Below are 14,223 nucleotides of genomic sequence, written 5' to 3'. Positions count from 1 at the left end.
GAACTACGACCAGCCGAGACTCTCGGTGTCGGGTCGCTTGTACCGGGAGTAGCTAGCCGCTCGTCGTCGGCACCGCTCGCCGAAGGGGTCTACGTCCGAAACACGAAACGCTGGCAGATCGATCTAGTTCACCCGATTTCGGTTCGCTTCCGCGCCGAACCACATCCACAGTGCGAGCGACGCCAGACCGACACCCAGGACGCCAAGTTCTAGCAAATATGGGAGTCGAACTCTCACCGTATCACCGAACGTGACCAGACAGGACGCGCTCGCCAGCACGGCGAAGGTCTTGTACAACTTCCAGACTCGCGGCCTGTCGGAGTGGCGAACCCAGAAGTTGTAGAGGCCGAAGGGAAGCATCGCGAGGAGGCCCAACGTGAGCAGAGCCGAGACGGCGACCATGTTCGGATTCGCCGGTTCTACGGCGCGACTCGTAATTAACGATTCCGGCGAACCCGTCCGTGCGCGTCCGGCGTTTCCCGTCGGCGCTCGAAGGTTCCCGACCCGCCGAGGACGGAACCCTTATCCCGGCTGAATGAATATTCAGTCAACAATGAACGACGACGATTCGTTTCTGAACGACCCCGCCGACACCCGCGAGGCCATAATGAAGGCCACCTACCTCGCGCTCTGCGAGCACGGGTACGCGGGCCTGACCATCCAGCGCATCGGCGACGATTTCGAGAAGAGCAAGTCGCTGCTCTACCACCACTACGACAGCAAGGACGAACTCCTGCTGGACTTCCTGGAGTTCATGCTCGAGGAGTTCGCGGCGTCGGTGCCCGAAATCGGCGAGAGTCGACCGCGCGACCACCTGGAGGCCATCCTCGACGGCATCGTCGACGCGGACCTCCCCGAAGAGCGCCGGGAGTTCAGGCAGGCGATGGTCGAACTCCGCGCCCAGGCCGCCAACGACGAGCGCTACCGCGAGCAGTTCGCCCGCCACGACGAGTTCTTCCGGGGGCGACTGGAGGACGTCGTCGAAACCGGCATCGAGGAGGGCGTCTTCCGCCCGGTCGACCCGTCCCGCGTGGCCGCCTACCTGATGACGGTCGTCAGCGGCGCGATGACCCAGAGCGTCACCGCCGAGACGGACCCCTCCGAGCAAGTCCGCGAGGAACTCGACAGGTACGTCGAAGCGACGCTCTTGGCCGGTGATGACGGTGAGTGAGGCCGACGACCCGAACGCCGACAGCGAGACGGGCCTCGGCGCCGACGCCGAAACCGATTCCGACGCGGGGAGCGGACCGGGCCGGGCGGTCGACCTGACCGATGGCGACCTGCTGAAACCCCTGGTCGTGCTGTCGCTGCCGCTGGTGCTCTCCCAGATGATGCAGACCGCCTACAACCTCGCCGATACCTTCTGGGTCGGACGACTCGGCCAGGACGCGGTCAGCGCGCTGTCGTTCTCCTGGCCGCTGGTCTTCCTGATGATCAGCATCGGCGGCGGGTTCACGATCGCCGGCACCGTCCTGGTCGCCCAGAGCAAGGGTGCGGGCCGCGACGAGGAGGTCGACCACATCGCCGGCCAGACCATCGCGTTCGTCACGCTGGTTTCGGTGGCCTTCTCGGCGCTGGGCTACGTCCTCACGCCGACGATGCTCGACGTCATCGGGGCGACTCCGGGCACCCACGTCTACGCGCTCTCGGTGACGTACACCAGGACAATCTTCCTGGGCGTCTTCTTCATGTTCGGGTTCTTCATCTTCCAGGCGCTGCTGCGCGGGTGGGGCGACACCAAGACCCCGATGTACCTGATGCTGTTCGGCGTCGTGCTCAACGTGGTGCTCGACCCCGTACTCATCCTCGGGTTCCGGGACAACGTCCTGTTCGGCTACCTCGGCCTCGAAGGCCTCCAGCGGACGCTGTACGGGATGACCGGGTTCGCCGGGTTCGGCGTCCAGGGCGCGGCCATCGCCACCGTCCTCTCGCGGGGCGTCGGCGCGCTCGTCGGCGTGGCGCTGTTGTTCTCCGGCCGGGTGGGCATCCACCTCTCGCTCGACGACCTGTGGCTCCGCGCGGAGACGGTCCGGCGCATCGTGCGCATCGGCGCGCCGACCAGCGTCGAACAGAGCACCCGCGCGCTGGGCGTCTCGGTGATGACCGCCATCGTCGCGCTCGCGGGGGCCGACGCGGTCGCCGCCTACGGTATCGGCAACCGCCTGCTGACGCTGGTGTTGATGCCCGCGCTGGGCCTCTCCCAGAGCATCGAGACCGTGGTGGGCCAGAACCTCGGCGCGGGCAAACCCGACCGCGCGCGCCGCGGGGTGTTCATGGCCGCCGGGATGCTCGGGGCGGTCCTCGTGGTCGTGAGCGCGCTCGCGTACGCGTTCGCCGACCCCATCGTCGGCGTGTTCATCACGGGCAAGAACGCGGCGGCCGTCGTCGACCTCGGCGCCGACTACCTCGCCGTCATCGGGCCGACGTTCGTCTTCCTCGGGGTCTACCAGGTTCTCAACGGCGGCTTCCGCGGCAGCGGGAGCACGCGAACCGCGATGGTGTTCGCCATCCTCTCGCTGTTCGTCTTCCGCGCGCCGCCCGCCTACGCGCTGCTCTCGTGGGGCGGCCTGGGCGCGCAGGGCGCGTGGCTCGGCATCGCCCTCTCGAACGTGTTGACCGCGCTCGCGGCCGCCGTCTGGTTCCTCCGCGGGACGTGGCACGAGGGCGTGGTCGAACCCGCGGCGCCGGGCGGCGTTCCGAGCGACGACTAGCGACGAGTGGACGACCGGACGACCGGTTTTCGGCGTTCGGGTGTGTATAGATAATTTCTTGACCATATGGAGACAGGTCAGAGATACGATGCCCTCCATCGAGACGCACGACCTGACGAAACGCTTCGGCGACGACGTCACCGCCGTCGATGATCTCGATCTCACGGTCGAGGAAGGCGAAGTGTTCGGCTTCCTCGGGCCGAACGGCGCAGGCAAGTCGACTACGATAAACATGCTACTCGATTTCGTCCGACCGACGTCGGGCGAGATCACCGTCCTCGGACGCGACCCCCGGCGCGAACTGCGCGCTGTTCGCCAGCGTATCGGCATCCTCCCAGAGGGGTACGGTCTCTACGACCGCCTCACCGCCCGCGAGCACGTCGGGTTTGCGATCGATTTGGAAGACAGCCCAGACGACCCGGACGGGATTCTGGACCGGGTCGGACTCGACGAAGCCGCCGACCGAACCGTCGGTGGCTTCTCGAAGGGTATGCGCCAGCGACTCGCGCTGGGAATGGCACTCGTAGACCAGCCCGAGTTGCTCATCCTCGACGAGCCATCGAGCGGTCTCGATCCCGCGGGTATCCAGGAAATGCAGCGAATCGTCCGTGAGGAGGCCGACCGCGGCGCGACCGTGTTCTTCTCCAGCCACCTCATGGACCAGGTCGAGGCAGTCTGCGACCGGGTGGCCATCATGAACGGAGGCGAACTCGTGGCCGTCGACACCGTCGCCGGACTCCGCGACGCCGCTGGGTCAGTGTCCACGCTCGTCGTCGTCGTCGACGACGTTCCGGATACGTCCGGACTCCGAGCGGTAGACGGCGTCGGCGACGTGACGGTCGACGGAACGACGTTGCGCATCGATTGTTCAGACCCTGCGGTGAAGGCCGACGTCATCTCGCGCATCGAGCGGGCGGGCGCGTCCGTAACCGACATCGACATCGAGGAGACGGACCTGACGGACCTGTTCGTCGAGTACACGAACGAAGCACCCGCCTCGGAGGCCAACCGATGACGTCGACGCCGCTGATCATCGCGAAGAAGGAGTTCGCGGACGCGGCTCGCTCGAAACTGTTGTGGGGCCTCACGCTGGTACTGCTCGTCGTGACCGTTCCGAACTTCTTCGGTATGACGGACGGCCCCATCCTCGACGACGCAGCTAACGCCGTCACGTTCTTCCCGTTGACCTTCCAGAACTTCGTCGCGCCGCTGGTGATGATCGCAGCCTACAGGGCGGTCGTCGGCGAACGCGAATCCGGGAGCCTTCGGGTGCTGTTCGGCCACCCTGTCACCCGCCGTGACGTCGTCGTCGGCAAACTGCTCGGACGGATAGCCCTCGTCGCGGTCGTACTCCTGATCGGAACTTTGGCACTCGGCGTCGTCGTGGTCGCGGCTTACGGAACCCTCCCGATAGGGCTGTTCGTCGTCATGGCGGCCTACATCGTAGCTTACGGTGCGGTGTGGACTGCCGTGACGGTCGGCGTCTCTGCGGCCGTTTCCTCCCGACTGCAGGCTATCGCAACTGTACTCGGACTGTTCATGTTCTTCGGTCCCTTCCCCCTCTGGAAGAACATCGGGTTACCGCTGGTGGCTCTGGTGGCGACGGGGAGCGCCTCGACCGCGGGTATCGACCAACTGGAACCGAGTACGTGGCCGACGTGGTACCTCTATGCTCAGCGGCTGAACCCGATGGAGAACTTCGTCGAGAGTCGCACGTTCGTCGCCAGCCTCGCCGACCCGTCCATCGGATACCTCGGCGACGTACGGGTGCAGTTGTTCGGTATCGCGGTGTTGGTCGTCTGGGTCGTGGTGCCGCTCGCCGTGGGCTATTGGCAGTTCGAACGGACAGACCTCACCTGACCGCCAGCGTCCCAGGAGTAGTGAACAGCCGTGGAGTGTACGTAGCGGTCGCAGTTGCGGTGGGGTCTCGGTCGAATCGTATTGGTCCACCACTTCGAGACGCCACGGTTCACGAGGAGCGCTCCTCGTCTCCACCGCGGAGTCTCGACCGAAAGGATACCGAGTCCGCCGGGTAGCTACTCGTCCAGACAGTCTTCCAACGGCCCGATGATATCGTCCGCGACCGAGTAGGGGTCGGTTTCCTTCTCGTAGACGCGCTCGGCCAGTTCCTCGATGCCGCCCTGGCGTTCTATCTCCTCCTCCAGTAGTCCGCTCACGTCGTCCCGGAGCAGGTTGCGAATCTCCTCGGCGTACCGCGTCCGGGCCTTGACCTCGAACAGGCCCGACTCCTCCAGGTAGCGCCGGTGGTCGGCCAGCGCGTCGAGGAAGTCCTCGACACCCTCGCCGGTCTTGGCGACCGTTTCGACGACCTGCGGTTGCCAGCTTTCGGTTTCTTCGTCGGCGTCACCGCCCGCGTCCCCGCCGTGCGAGTCCGTCGACCCCGCCCCGTGGTGGCCCGTCGAGAGGCCGGCGGTGCGGTCGTTCTGCATGTGGATCATCTCCTCTAGCTCCTGGACGGTGCGGTCGGCGCCGTCGAGGTCGGCCTTGTTCACCACGAACACGTCACCGATTTCGAGGATGCCGGCCTTGAGCATCTGGACGTTGTCGCCGCTGCCCGGCGGCACCAGCACCGCGACGGTGTCGGCGGTCTTCACCACGTCTATCTCGTTCTGGCCCGCGCCGACCGTCTCGATGACGATGCGGTCCTTGCCGAACGCGTCGAGGGCCTTCGCCGCGTCGGTGGTCGCGGTCGAGAGGCCGCCGAGCCGACCCCGGGCGCTCATCGACCGGAAGAACACGTCCATGTCGCCGACGTTGCTCGCCATCCGGATGCGGTCGCCCAGCACCGCGCCGCCAGTGAACGGCGAGGAGGGGTCGACCGCGATGACGCCAACGGTTTCGCCGCGGTCGCGGTAGGCCTCGGCCATCTTGTCCACGAGCGTCGACTTGCCCGCGCCGGGACTGCCGGTGATGCCCACCACTTCTGCGTGGCCGGTGTGGTCGTGGAGCCGAGAGACGAGGTCGCGGTAGCCCGGCGCGCGGTTCTCGATCTTGGTGATGACCCGGGCGAGCGCGCGGTGCTTCCCGTCGAGCAGTTCGTCGACCAGCCGGTCGTTCTCGGCGCGCGTTTCGGCGTCTGCGTCGCGGCCCGCGTCGCCACTCCCCGCGCCGGCCCCGTTCGCGTCGTCGCTCATCGCTGGGGCGCGTTCTCGCGGACGAACTCGATGGTCTCTTCCATCGGCGTGCCGGGACCGAACACCTCGGCGACGCCGAGTTCCTTGAGTTCGGCCTTGTCGTCGTCGGGGATGACCCCGCCGACGAGGACGAGGGTGTCCTCGAACGCGCCGTACTCCTTGAGGCCCTCGATGACCTTCGGGACGAGCGTGTTGTGGGCGCCCGAGAGGATGGAGATGCCCAGCACGTTCACGTCCTCCTGGACCGCCGCCTGCACGATCTCGTCGGGGGCGTTGTGCAGGCCCGAGTAGATGACCTCGAAGCCGGCGTCGCGGAACGCCCGCGCGATGACGTGTGCGCCCCGGTCGTGGCCGTCGAGTCCGACCTTGGCGACGAGACAGCGAATCGACTGCTGCTCCTGGTCTGCGCTCATACCACCAACTTCCCCGCGTTCGGATTTCACTTTAACGGAAACGTTACTGAAAGTTCGTCTGGTTTTTCGCAAGCCTGGTTGGGGAACCGGGGGTCGATGCGGTCGAACCGGTTTCGTCCGGGTCGACGCGAGACTCACGCTCGGTGTGACGAACCGTCAGAGTGTACTCGGTGACGCGACTCACGGGCGTCGGAAGTCGTTCGCTCGACTCGTCCTCCCTCACCTTCACGCAGTTCGCACTCCACCGTATCCACCGGATTCCGAGACGGAGCGCTCGCTACCCCGGACAGCAACACACTTGAGTCGATAGTCCAAACGCCAACGTATGGCCACTTCGACTGCGAAGCGGCGCGTCAAGGACAACCCGCGGGCCGCGGCCGCGGTGCTGTCGGTGTTCGGGTACGTCCTGGTCCTCGGGACGTTCGCGGGGCTGTTGCCCATCTATCCCGAACTCGAACGTTCGACCGTCGACCTGCTGAGCCACGCCATCGCGGTCGTCAACACCGTCGCGCTCTCGGCGCTTCTCGCCGGGTGGTACTGGATACGCCGCGGCGAGGTGCGAAAGCACCGCGCCGCGATGCTGACGGCGTTCTCGCTCATCGTCGTCTTCCTGGCGCTCTACCTCACCAAGGTCGGCGGCGGCGGCGAGAAGCACATCGCGGCGTCCGGACTCGTCTACTACGCCTACCTCGCGATGCTGGCGGTCCACATCGCGCTCTCGGTAATCGCGGTCCCCGTGGTCGTCTACGCCGTCGTCCTCGGACTGACCCACACCCCGACGGAACTCCGGAACACCGCCCACGCGCGGGTCGGCCGGTGGGCCGCGGGCGCCTGGAGCCTGAGCCTCGCGCTGGGCATCGTCACCTACGTGCTACTCAACCACGTCTACGGCGCCGAGAAGTACGTTCCCGTGTTCGTCCCGTTCGTATAGCACTCCCCGTATCCGGTCCGTTCGTGTAAGCCGAGCGAACTAAGACGGCCGACCGCGACGAACGGACGATGAGCGATTCGTGGTCGTTCCGAACTACGCGCGGTCGCGCCGAGGTCGCCGACGGCCGCCTGCGCGTCGTGCGGTCGCCCGTCGGGTTCGCCCGCGGGACGTACCGCGAGAAGTGGGTCCGGGCCGACCGGATGCACAAGGCCTTCTTCTTCCTCTCGATTCTCACGACGATAGCGACGTTCTCGCGTCTGGCGCCCGCGATTCCGACCCTTGTCGAGTCCGGGGTCGGGTCCGTGACCGTCGTACAGTTGTTTCCCCTTGCGGCTCTCGTCGTGGTCGCTATCGCCGTCGCCAGGAAGGCGACGGGGTCCGAAGACGTCGCCCTCGCCGCCGTCGAGTCCGCGACTCGGACCGACAGGACCCTCCGGGTCGCGCACGGCGAGGACGGTTCGGAGCGCCTCGAACTCGACGCCCGGACCGACGCCGACGCCGACGCGGCCGTCGAGATGCTCCGCCTGAAGGGCGTCCGAGTCGAGAACCACCCGGAGGGCGACGGCGGGAGCGAACGGGACGGGAGCGACGACGGAGGCCGGTACGCCTCGGTCCGGACGCGAATCGCCGAGAAGAACGACTGACGGGGCGTCCCGTCGCGACGAGTCGAGGGGACGCTCACTCCCGTCGGCGAGCGCGCCGGCGCAGGTACACCGCGGCGGCGAGCGCCAGCGCGAGCGCGCCGATGCCGACCAGCGCGCCGCCGAACACGTCCTGGCCGCGGAACGCCGCGAGCATGAGGCCGAGGCTGGCGGCGAACAGGCCGACCTGGATGAGCACTGCGAGGAGGACGAACTCCCGGAGCGTGACGGGCGATATCTTTCCTATCGACCGCCGGAGGTCGCGGTCGGCCGCCTCGTCGTCGTCCTCGTCGAACGGGTCGAAGCGCACGGGACGGACCACGGGCGGCGAGTCGATAGTCGGTTCGGCCGCGCCGGCGCAGTGCGGCCGAACCGGGGGCCGACTGCGCTCAGTCGGTCCGCGGAATCGCGTAGGCTCCGGCCGCGAAGAAGACGACGGTGAGGACCGCGAGAACGGCGAGGTTTCCTTCGACGGTGAACGGTTCGACCACCATCGACGGGTCGACGTACGTCAGTTCCCGAACGCCGCGCGCGAAGTAGGTCAGCGGCGAGAGGTTCACGGCGGGTCGGAACCACGCCGGGAGCATGTCGGGCGTGACGAAGGTGTTCGAGAGGAAGAGCAACGGGAGCGCGATGGCGTTGCTCGCGGCGATGACGCCGTCCTGGGAGTCGGCCAGTCCGCCCAGCACCGCGCCCAGCCCGCAGAACAGCGCGACCGCCAGTGCCACGAAGACGGCCACGAGCGCCAGGGTCACGGGGCCGAGCGCGAGGTTGGCCGTCCCCGTCACCAGCGCCATCAGGCCGAGGATGATGAGTCCCGCGATGCCGATGATGGCGACGTTGACCAGCGTGTGGGCCAGCAGCCACTCGGCGCGGGACAGCGGCGTGGTCGCCAACTTCTCGAAGCGGTTGCCCTCGCGGTGGCGCGCCACCGTCGAACCGACCCGCGACAGCGGCGTGAACAGCACCACGACCGCGAGGTAGCCCGGCAGGTAGTAGCCCGGCGGCTGGGCGAACAGGCCGCCGCCGCCAGGATTCGTCTGAACCAGTACCGCGAAGATGAGGATAAGGATGACCGGGAAGAAGAACGTGAAGAACACCGCAGTCCGGCGCCGGACGAACGAGTGCCACGCCGCGAACGCCTCCGAGCGCACCCGGCCGACCGCCGTCATTGGTCGCCTCCCGCGAGGGCGGTTTCGCCGTCGTCTCCGTCGCCGTCTCCGCCCTTTCCGGCGCCGGCGTCCGCGCTGGCGAGACCTCCTGCGCCGGCCGGCGCGGTCGCCGACGCGTCGGCGACCGCACGGCCGGCGAGTCGGAGGAACACGTCCTCCAGGTCAGGTTGTTTCCACGTCAGCGCCTCGTAGGCCACGCCGGCCTCGTTCAGCGCCGCGACCACCCCGCCGATGTCCTCGGGCGAGACGTCCGCGACGACCAGTCCCTCGTCGGTTTCCTCGGCGGAGAACCCGGCGTCCGCGAGCGCGTCGGCGCCCGCCGCGGCGGGCGCCGAGGCGCGGTCCTGCTGACCGGCGGCCCTCGCTTCGTCGTCCTCGACCGCCTCGACGTCCACGACCAGTCGGGGGCGTCCACCGTACTCGGCGACGAGGGCGCCGGGGGACCCGACCTCGACGACCTGCCCGTCGGCGAGGAGTCCGACCCGGTCGGCGAGGCGTTCGGCCTCCTCCATGTAGTGGGTCGTCAGGAACACCGTCGTGCCGCGGTCGGCCAGGTCCTCGACGAGGTCCCAGAGCGCCCGCCGACCCGCGGGGTCGATGCCGGTCGTCGGTTCGTCCAGGAAGAGGAGGTCGGGGTCGTTGACCAGCGCGGTGCCGACGCAGGTCCGGCGCCGCTGGCCGCCCGAGAGGTTCTCGTACCACGTCGTCCCGGCGTCGGCCAGTCCGACCTCCGAGAGCACCGCCTCGGGGTCGCGGGCCTCGTCGTACAGGCCCGCGTAGTAGCCGATTAGCTCGCGGGCGGTCAGGCGTTCGGGTGGGTCGAACGACTGGGGGAGCAGTCCCAGCCGAGAGCGCTCGACGGCCCCGGGGGCCTCGCCGAACACCGACACTGACCCCGAGTCGGGCGTCGTCGTCCCGGTCAGCGCCCGGACGAGCGTCGTCTTGCCCGCGCCGTTAGGGCCGATGAGCGCGAACACCTCGCCCTCGGCGACCGACAGCGATACGCCGTCCAGCGCCGTCGCGTCGCCGTACGTCTTGCGGAGTCCCTCGGCGACGAGTACGTCGGTCATGTCCGAGCGTTGTGGCGGTTCGGTGGTAAGGGGTTCGGTTCGCTACTCGCCGTACTCCTTCAACTCCTGTTTCCGGCGCTCGAACTCCTCGGTCGAGATGAGTCCCCGCGAGTGGGCGTCGCCGAGTCGGCGGAGTCGCTCCTCGACGGTCTGGGGTTCCTCAGAAGGGGTCTGCCCGCCGCCGGTGTCGGGGGTCGCGCGCTTGTGCTGGTAGGTGGCGTACTCGGCGGCCTGCGCCGCGTCGTCGCCGTCGAAGGACGCGGGCACCCAGAGGTGGTAGCTCGTCTCCTCGGTCCGGAGGTGGATGCGGTGGCGATCCATCCCCGGATGAGCCTCGGCGGGGGCGGTGAGCGACTCGTAGGGGAGGCTCAGCGCCTTGTCGGCGTCGCCGACGCCCAGTAGGAGGTAGACGCGGAGGTCGGTGAACACGAACACGCCGCCGCGGTCGGGGACGACGGTGGACTCCTCGTCGCCGATGCCGACGCCCTCGGGGGCGCTCTCGAAGCAGAACTTCGGTTGCTCGCCGTCGCGGAGGTGCGAGACGACCGGCGACCGGAGGCCGGTGACCGCGTCGGCCGACCCCGCCAGTCGCTCTGTCGTCACCGACCGGTGGTCGGCGCGCTCGGCGAGCATCGCGGCCGCCGCTCGAACGTCTTCGCCGGTTGGTGGCATGCGGCGTCGGACGAATGTCTGACGCGGACAGATTTATACCTATCTCAAATTATCACATTAAATAATAGAGTGACGGGCGGTATCCAGGCGAATCGATTAGAAGGCACTGCCTGCTCGAAATCGATTCGAGAACACCGCGCGACCGTCACGTCAGCGAGGGCTCGGTCCCGCGCGGCCGAAGGAAGACTACGTTCGACCGCCGAGAGTGGGCCGCCACGAGAGCAGGCCGACGGTCACCACGAACACGACGGTCCCGATGGCGTAGGAGAAGTTCGTCGCCGCGGTGGCGACCGCGGCCCCGCTCCCGGTGAGTCCGGTCGCCACCGTCGCCACGACGGGCCAGGTGCAACTGACGCACGACAGCAGGCCGAGCAGGCCCGAGACGGCCGACCCGGCGGCGTCGAGCACCGTGGCGTAGACGAGGTAGGCGAGCGCGAGGTAGCCGACCACCTTGTAGGGCATCAGCGCGAGGTTGACCGTCGCGCCGCTGTAGAGGACGGCGGGACCCCATCCCGGCGGGAGCCAGGCGATTCGCCACCCGAGCGCGTGTTCGCCGACGCCCGGCGCGACGACGCCGCCGACGCGGGCGAGTAGCAGGAAGTAGCCGACGGCGACCGCCGCGCCGACGTACCGGTCCCGGGTCGAACGCGCGACGGGGTCGGCGTGGACGAACGCCCAGACGCTGGCGTTCAGCCAGACGAACGGGTAGACGAGGTAGCGCGGTTCGGTCACCTGCGCGTCGCTCAACAGCAGGTACGCGAAGGTGAGTATCAGTTCGGTGTTGACCAGCAGTCCGGCCCACAGGAGCGTGTCGCGGTCCGGCCGGAACCGTTCGAAGTCGAGTGTCCGGGTCATGGTTGGGTGGTCGCGTGCGGCGTGTCGGTCCGCGCGGTCAGAGAACGAGCGCGTCGACGACGACAGCGAGCAACAGCGTCCCCAGGTAGGCGTTCGAGGCGTGGAACGACCGGAAGGCCGCCCGGTCGGTCCGCTCCTGGTGGAGTCTGACGACCGCCCAGAGGAACACCCCGCCGAAGGTCACGCTGGTGACGGCGTAGAGCCACCCGAGGGTCGTCACCGTCGAGAGCAGGCCCGCCGCCAGCAGGGTCGCCGCCAGCCACAGCAGGATGTGCTTGCGCGTGACGGCCTCCCCGCGGACGACCGGCATCATCGGGAAGCCCCCGCGGGCGTAGTCGTCCTTGTACGCCAGCGCGAGGTTGTAGAAGTGCGCGGGCGTCCACAGGAAGATGACCCCCGCCAGCACGACCGCCGGCAGGCCGACCTCGCCGGTCACCGCGGCCCAGCCGATGAGCGCGGGCAGCGCCCCCGCGAAGCCGCCGATGACGGTGTTCTGGACGGTGTTGGGCTTGAGCAGGAGGGTGTAGACCACACTGTAGAACAAGATGGCGAACATGCCGAGCGCGGCCGCCAGCAGGTTCACGGTGAGGAACGCCGCGAGCGAGAGCGCCGCGAGCGCGACGCCGAACGCGATGGCGTTGCGGACCGGAATCCGGTCGGTCGCGGTCGGCCGGTCGGATGTCCGGGCCATCTTGCGGTCGACGTCGCGTTCGAGGACGTGGTTAAACGTCCCGGACGCGCCGATGGAGAGGACGCCGCCCGTGAGGGTGGCGACCACCGTCTCGACGCGCAGGTGGTCCGGTCCCGCCGCCAGCGCCATCCCCGCCGAGGCGACCAGACACAGGAGCCACATTAGCCGGGGTTTCATCAGTCGGAAGTAGCCGCTCGCCGTCTGCTTCGCGGCGGCGAGCGGACCGTCGGTCGGGTTCGAGGTGGCGGCCGACGTAGCGTCGCCGGGCGCGTCGGACGTCGGCGACGCCGCGGCGTCGCCGACGTCCGGAACCGCCTCGGGGTCGGCGACGCCGTCGGGTTCGTCGAACGTCTCCGGTTCGAGCGTCCACGCGAGCGCGAGGACGACGCCCGAGAAGATAGCCATGCCGACGACGAGGTGGACGCCCGAAACCAGCGCCGCGCCGACGGTGGTCGCCGCGAACGCGCCGAGCAGGATTTGACCGGGGTAGAGCGCGAGCGCGACGGCGAGCGCGGCCTTGACCCGGCGGTCTGCGTCGCGCCAGCCGACCGCGAACGTCGCGGCCAACAGGAGGCCGACACCGAGCGCCACGACGCGATGGCCCCACGCGATGGCGAGTTTCGGCTCGTCGAGGGGCACGACCCACCGGCCGTTACACGCGGGCCAGGTCGGACACGCCGCGGCGGCCTCGGTGAGGGCCGTCGTGGCGCCGACGACGACGAGCAGGTAGACGCCGATGGCGGTCGCCGCCAGCATGGACGCGAACCGCCGGGAGGAGACGTGTGCAGTCACGCGAATCGCCTTGTCGATACTTTCGCCTCGCCGTATTTAGTCCAACCGACTCGCGCTCGGCCGGGGCAGTTCTCCGGCTCGCGGCGCCGGAGCGTCCAGCCAGCGTCGCGCCGGAAACTCGGCCGTTCGCGACGGCCGGCGTCCGATCGCTCACGACGCCCGATGTCCGACCGCTCGCGCCGGCGAACCGAGCGTCGAAACGACCGACCGGTCCGACTTCCCCGGACCGTCGAGAGCCGCCCGGGCACGGGAAGTCAGTAGGTATTTATGGAAATCACCCTAAGCCACAAACAGCTATGAAGCACAAGCGGACAGCCGTAGTCTCGCTGCTGGGCGTGGCGTTTCTCGCGCTCATCGCCGACCCGGTGGCGGCCTACGACTCGACGACGGAGGCCCTCATCCGTTCGCTGAACACCCAGCTCCTCTACATGGCGGTCCCCATCACGGTGTTGGTCGAGGGTATCCTCATCTACACCGTCTGGAAGTACCGCAAGAACGACGACCCCCAGCCCACCAAGGAGAACCGCCGGCTGGAGATCTCCTGGACCATCGCCACGGCGCTGGTGCTGCTCGTCGTCGGCTACGCTTCCTACGGCGTGATGGCCAGCACGTACGTCTCGAACGCCACGGGCGAGTACCAGCCCAGCGAGGAGGCCGTGGAGGTCGAGGTCGTCGGTCAGAAGTACCTCTGGACCTTCAACTACCGGGGCGAGAACGTCTCGACGACCGGCACGCTCGTCCTGCCGAAGGGCAAGAACGTCTATCTGAGCGTCACCTCGACCGACTGGCTCCACGCGTTCCACGTTCCGGAACTCGGGCTGAAACAGGACGCGCTCCCCGGCCAGCACGAAACCATCAAGACGAAGATCACGAACACCGGCACCTACCAGCTCTACTGCGCGGAGTACTGCGGCGTGGGCCACTCGAAGATGCTCGGAGAGGTCCGGGTCGTCTCCCAGCAGGAGTACCAGCAGTGGCTCCAGGAGCAGAAGGGCGGCTCCAACAGTTCGAGCTGACGACCGCGACGCTCTCTCTTCTTCCTCTCGCCGATTTCGGATAGCCGCGGGTGCGCACCGTCGGCGGTCTGCGACGGGAGTTTTCGGCCGGTCGACCGCGGGAA

At 68.2% G+C, this 14,223-nt stretch carries 16 protein-coding genes; 7 read left to right on the top strand and 9 right to left on the bottom strand.

All coding sequences use genetic code 11. The features are described 5' to 3' along the window. Positions 1–123 precede the first annotated feature (123 nt). The gene (locus NGM07_RS00655) at positions 124–402 is read right to left on the bottom strand and encodes a hypothetical protein (RefSeq protein ID WP_253515147.1); all 279 of its coding nucleotides are present in this window, start codon (positions 400–402) and stop codon (positions 124–126) included. A gap of 151 nt (positions 403–553) precedes the next feature. Here NGM07_RS00655 and NGM07_RS00650 point away from each other — a divergent pair, with 151 nt between their 5' ends. The 4 genes from NGM07_RS00650 (at position 554) to NGM07_RS00635 (ending at position 4,571) form a co-directional block, all read left to right on the top strand. Further along, positions 554–1,171 (top strand): TetR/AcrR family transcriptional regulator, encoded by a 618-nt coding sequence (locus NGM07_RS00650; RefSeq protein WP_253515145.1) that lies wholly within the window; start codon positions 554–556, stop codon positions 1,169–1,171. Next, the gene (locus tag NGM07_RS00645; RefSeq protein WP_253515143.1) at positions 1,158–2,711 is read left to right on the top strand and encodes an MATE family efflux transporter; all 1,554 of its coding nucleotides are present in this window, start codon (positions 1,158–1,160) and stop codon (positions 2,709–2,711) included. Before NGM07_RS00650 ends, NGM07_RS00645 begins: the two co-directional genes overlap by 14 nt. 88 nt (positions 2,712–2,799) lie before the next feature. Beyond that, positions 2,800–3,726, top strand: a complete 927-nt coding sequence (locus tag NGM07_RS00640; protein ID WP_253515141.1) for an ABC transporter ATP-binding protein — start codon at positions 2,800–2,802, stop codon at positions 3,724–3,726. Then, positions 3,723–4,571: an ABC transporter permease gene (locus NGM07_RS00635; RefSeq protein ID WP_253515134.1), complete on the top strand. Its 849-nt coding sequence runs from the start codon at positions 3,723–3,725 to the stop codon at positions 4,569–4,571. The genes NGM07_RS00640 and NGM07_RS00635 overlap by 4 nt, the downstream gene beginning before the upstream one ends. 176 nt (positions 4,572–4,747) lie before the next feature. On the opposite strand, the gene meaB is transcribed toward NGM07_RS00635, so the two are convergent. Then, positions 4,748–5,866 carry a methylmalonyl Co-A mutase-associated GTPase MeaB gene (gene meaB, locus NGM07_RS00630; RefSeq protein ID WP_253515132.1) on the bottom strand — a complete coding sequence of 373 codons (1,119 nt, stop codon included), beginning with the start codon at positions 5,864–5,866 and terminating at the stop codon, positions 4,748–4,750. After that, complete coding sequence (locus tag NGM07_RS00625; protein ID WP_253515130.1) at positions 5,863–6,279, bottom strand: cobalamin B12-binding domain-containing protein; 417 nt, start codon at positions 6,277–6,279, stop codon at positions 5,863–5,865. The genes meaB and NGM07_RS00625 overlap by 4 nt, the downstream gene beginning before the upstream one ends. A gap of 325 nt (positions 6,280–6,604) precedes the next feature. Between NGM07_RS00625 and NGM07_RS00620 the strand changes: the two genes are divergently transcribed. Both NGM07_RS00620 and NGM07_RS00615 read left to right on the top strand, forming a co-directional pair. Then, positions 6,605–7,210, top strand: coding sequence for a DUF420 domain-containing protein (locus NGM07_RS00620; protein WP_253515129.1), 606 nt, complete (start codon positions 6,605–6,607; stop codon positions 7,208–7,210). Positions 7,211–7,278: 68 nt separating this feature from the next. Beyond that, positions 7,279–7,854, top strand: a complete 576-nt coding sequence (locus tag NGM07_RS00615) for a hypothetical protein (RefSeq protein WP_253515127.1) — start codon at positions 7,279–7,281, stop codon at positions 7,852–7,854. Positions 7,855–7,888: 34 nt separating this feature from the next. On the opposite strand, the gene NGM07_RS00610 is transcribed toward NGM07_RS00615, so the two are convergent. The 6 genes from NGM07_RS00610 to cyoE form a co-directional block, all read right to left on the bottom strand. Beyond that, complete coding sequence (locus NGM07_RS00610; protein ID WP_253515125.1) at positions 7,889–8,161, bottom strand: DUF7322 domain-containing protein; 273 nt, start codon at positions 8,159–8,161, stop codon at positions 7,889–7,891. Between the two features lie 79 nt (positions 8,162–8,240). Then, entirely contained in the window at positions 8,241–9,023 is a 783-nt protein-coding gene (locus NGM07_RS00605) for an ABC transporter permease (RefSeq protein ID WP_253515123.1), read from the bottom strand. After that, the gene (locus NGM07_RS00600) at positions 9,020–10,093 is read right to left on the bottom strand and encodes an ABC transporter ATP-binding protein (protein ID WP_253515121.1); all 1,074 of its coding nucleotides are present in this window, start codon (positions 10,091–10,093) and stop codon (positions 9,020–9,022) included. The genes NGM07_RS00605 and NGM07_RS00600 overlap by 4 nt, the downstream gene beginning before the upstream one ends. Before the next feature lie 42 nt (positions 10,094–10,135). Then, on the bottom strand, positions 10,136–10,765 hold the full coding sequence (locus NGM07_RS00595; protein ID WP_253515119.1) for an SHOCT domain-containing protein: 630 nt from the start codon (positions 10,763–10,765) through the stop codon (positions 10,136–10,138). 186 nt (positions 10,766–10,951) lie between these two features. After that, the gene (locus NGM07_RS00590) at positions 10,952–11,620 is read right to left on the bottom strand and encodes a DUF7546 family protein (RefSeq protein WP_253515117.1); all 669 of its coding nucleotides are present in this window, start codon (positions 11,618–11,620) and stop codon (positions 10,952–10,954) included. Positions 11,621–11,657: 37 nt separating this feature from the next. After that, a complete protein-coding gene (gene cyoE, locus NGM07_RS00585) occupies positions 11,658–13,067 on the bottom strand; it encodes a heme o synthase (protein ID WP_253520129.1) in 1,410 nt (469 codons plus the stop codon). A gap of 332 nt (positions 13,068–13,399) precedes the next feature. Here cyoE and coxB point away from each other — a divergent pair, with 332 nt between their 5' ends. Then, complete coding sequence (gene coxB, locus NGM07_RS00580; protein ID WP_253515115.1) at positions 13,400–14,119, top strand: cytochrome c oxidase subunit II; 720 nt, start codon at positions 13,400–13,402, stop codon at positions 14,117–14,119. Positions 14,120–14,223 lie beyond the last annotated feature (104 nt).

The sequence above is a fragment of the Halorussus vallis genome (assembly GCF_024138165.1).
Lineage (GTDB): Archaea > Halobacteriota > Halobacteria > Halobacteriales > Haladaptataceae > Halorussus > Halorussus vallis.
The sequence above is the reverse complement of the archived record's forward strand: the minus strand, read 5'-3'. Positions and strand labels throughout refer to the sequence as shown.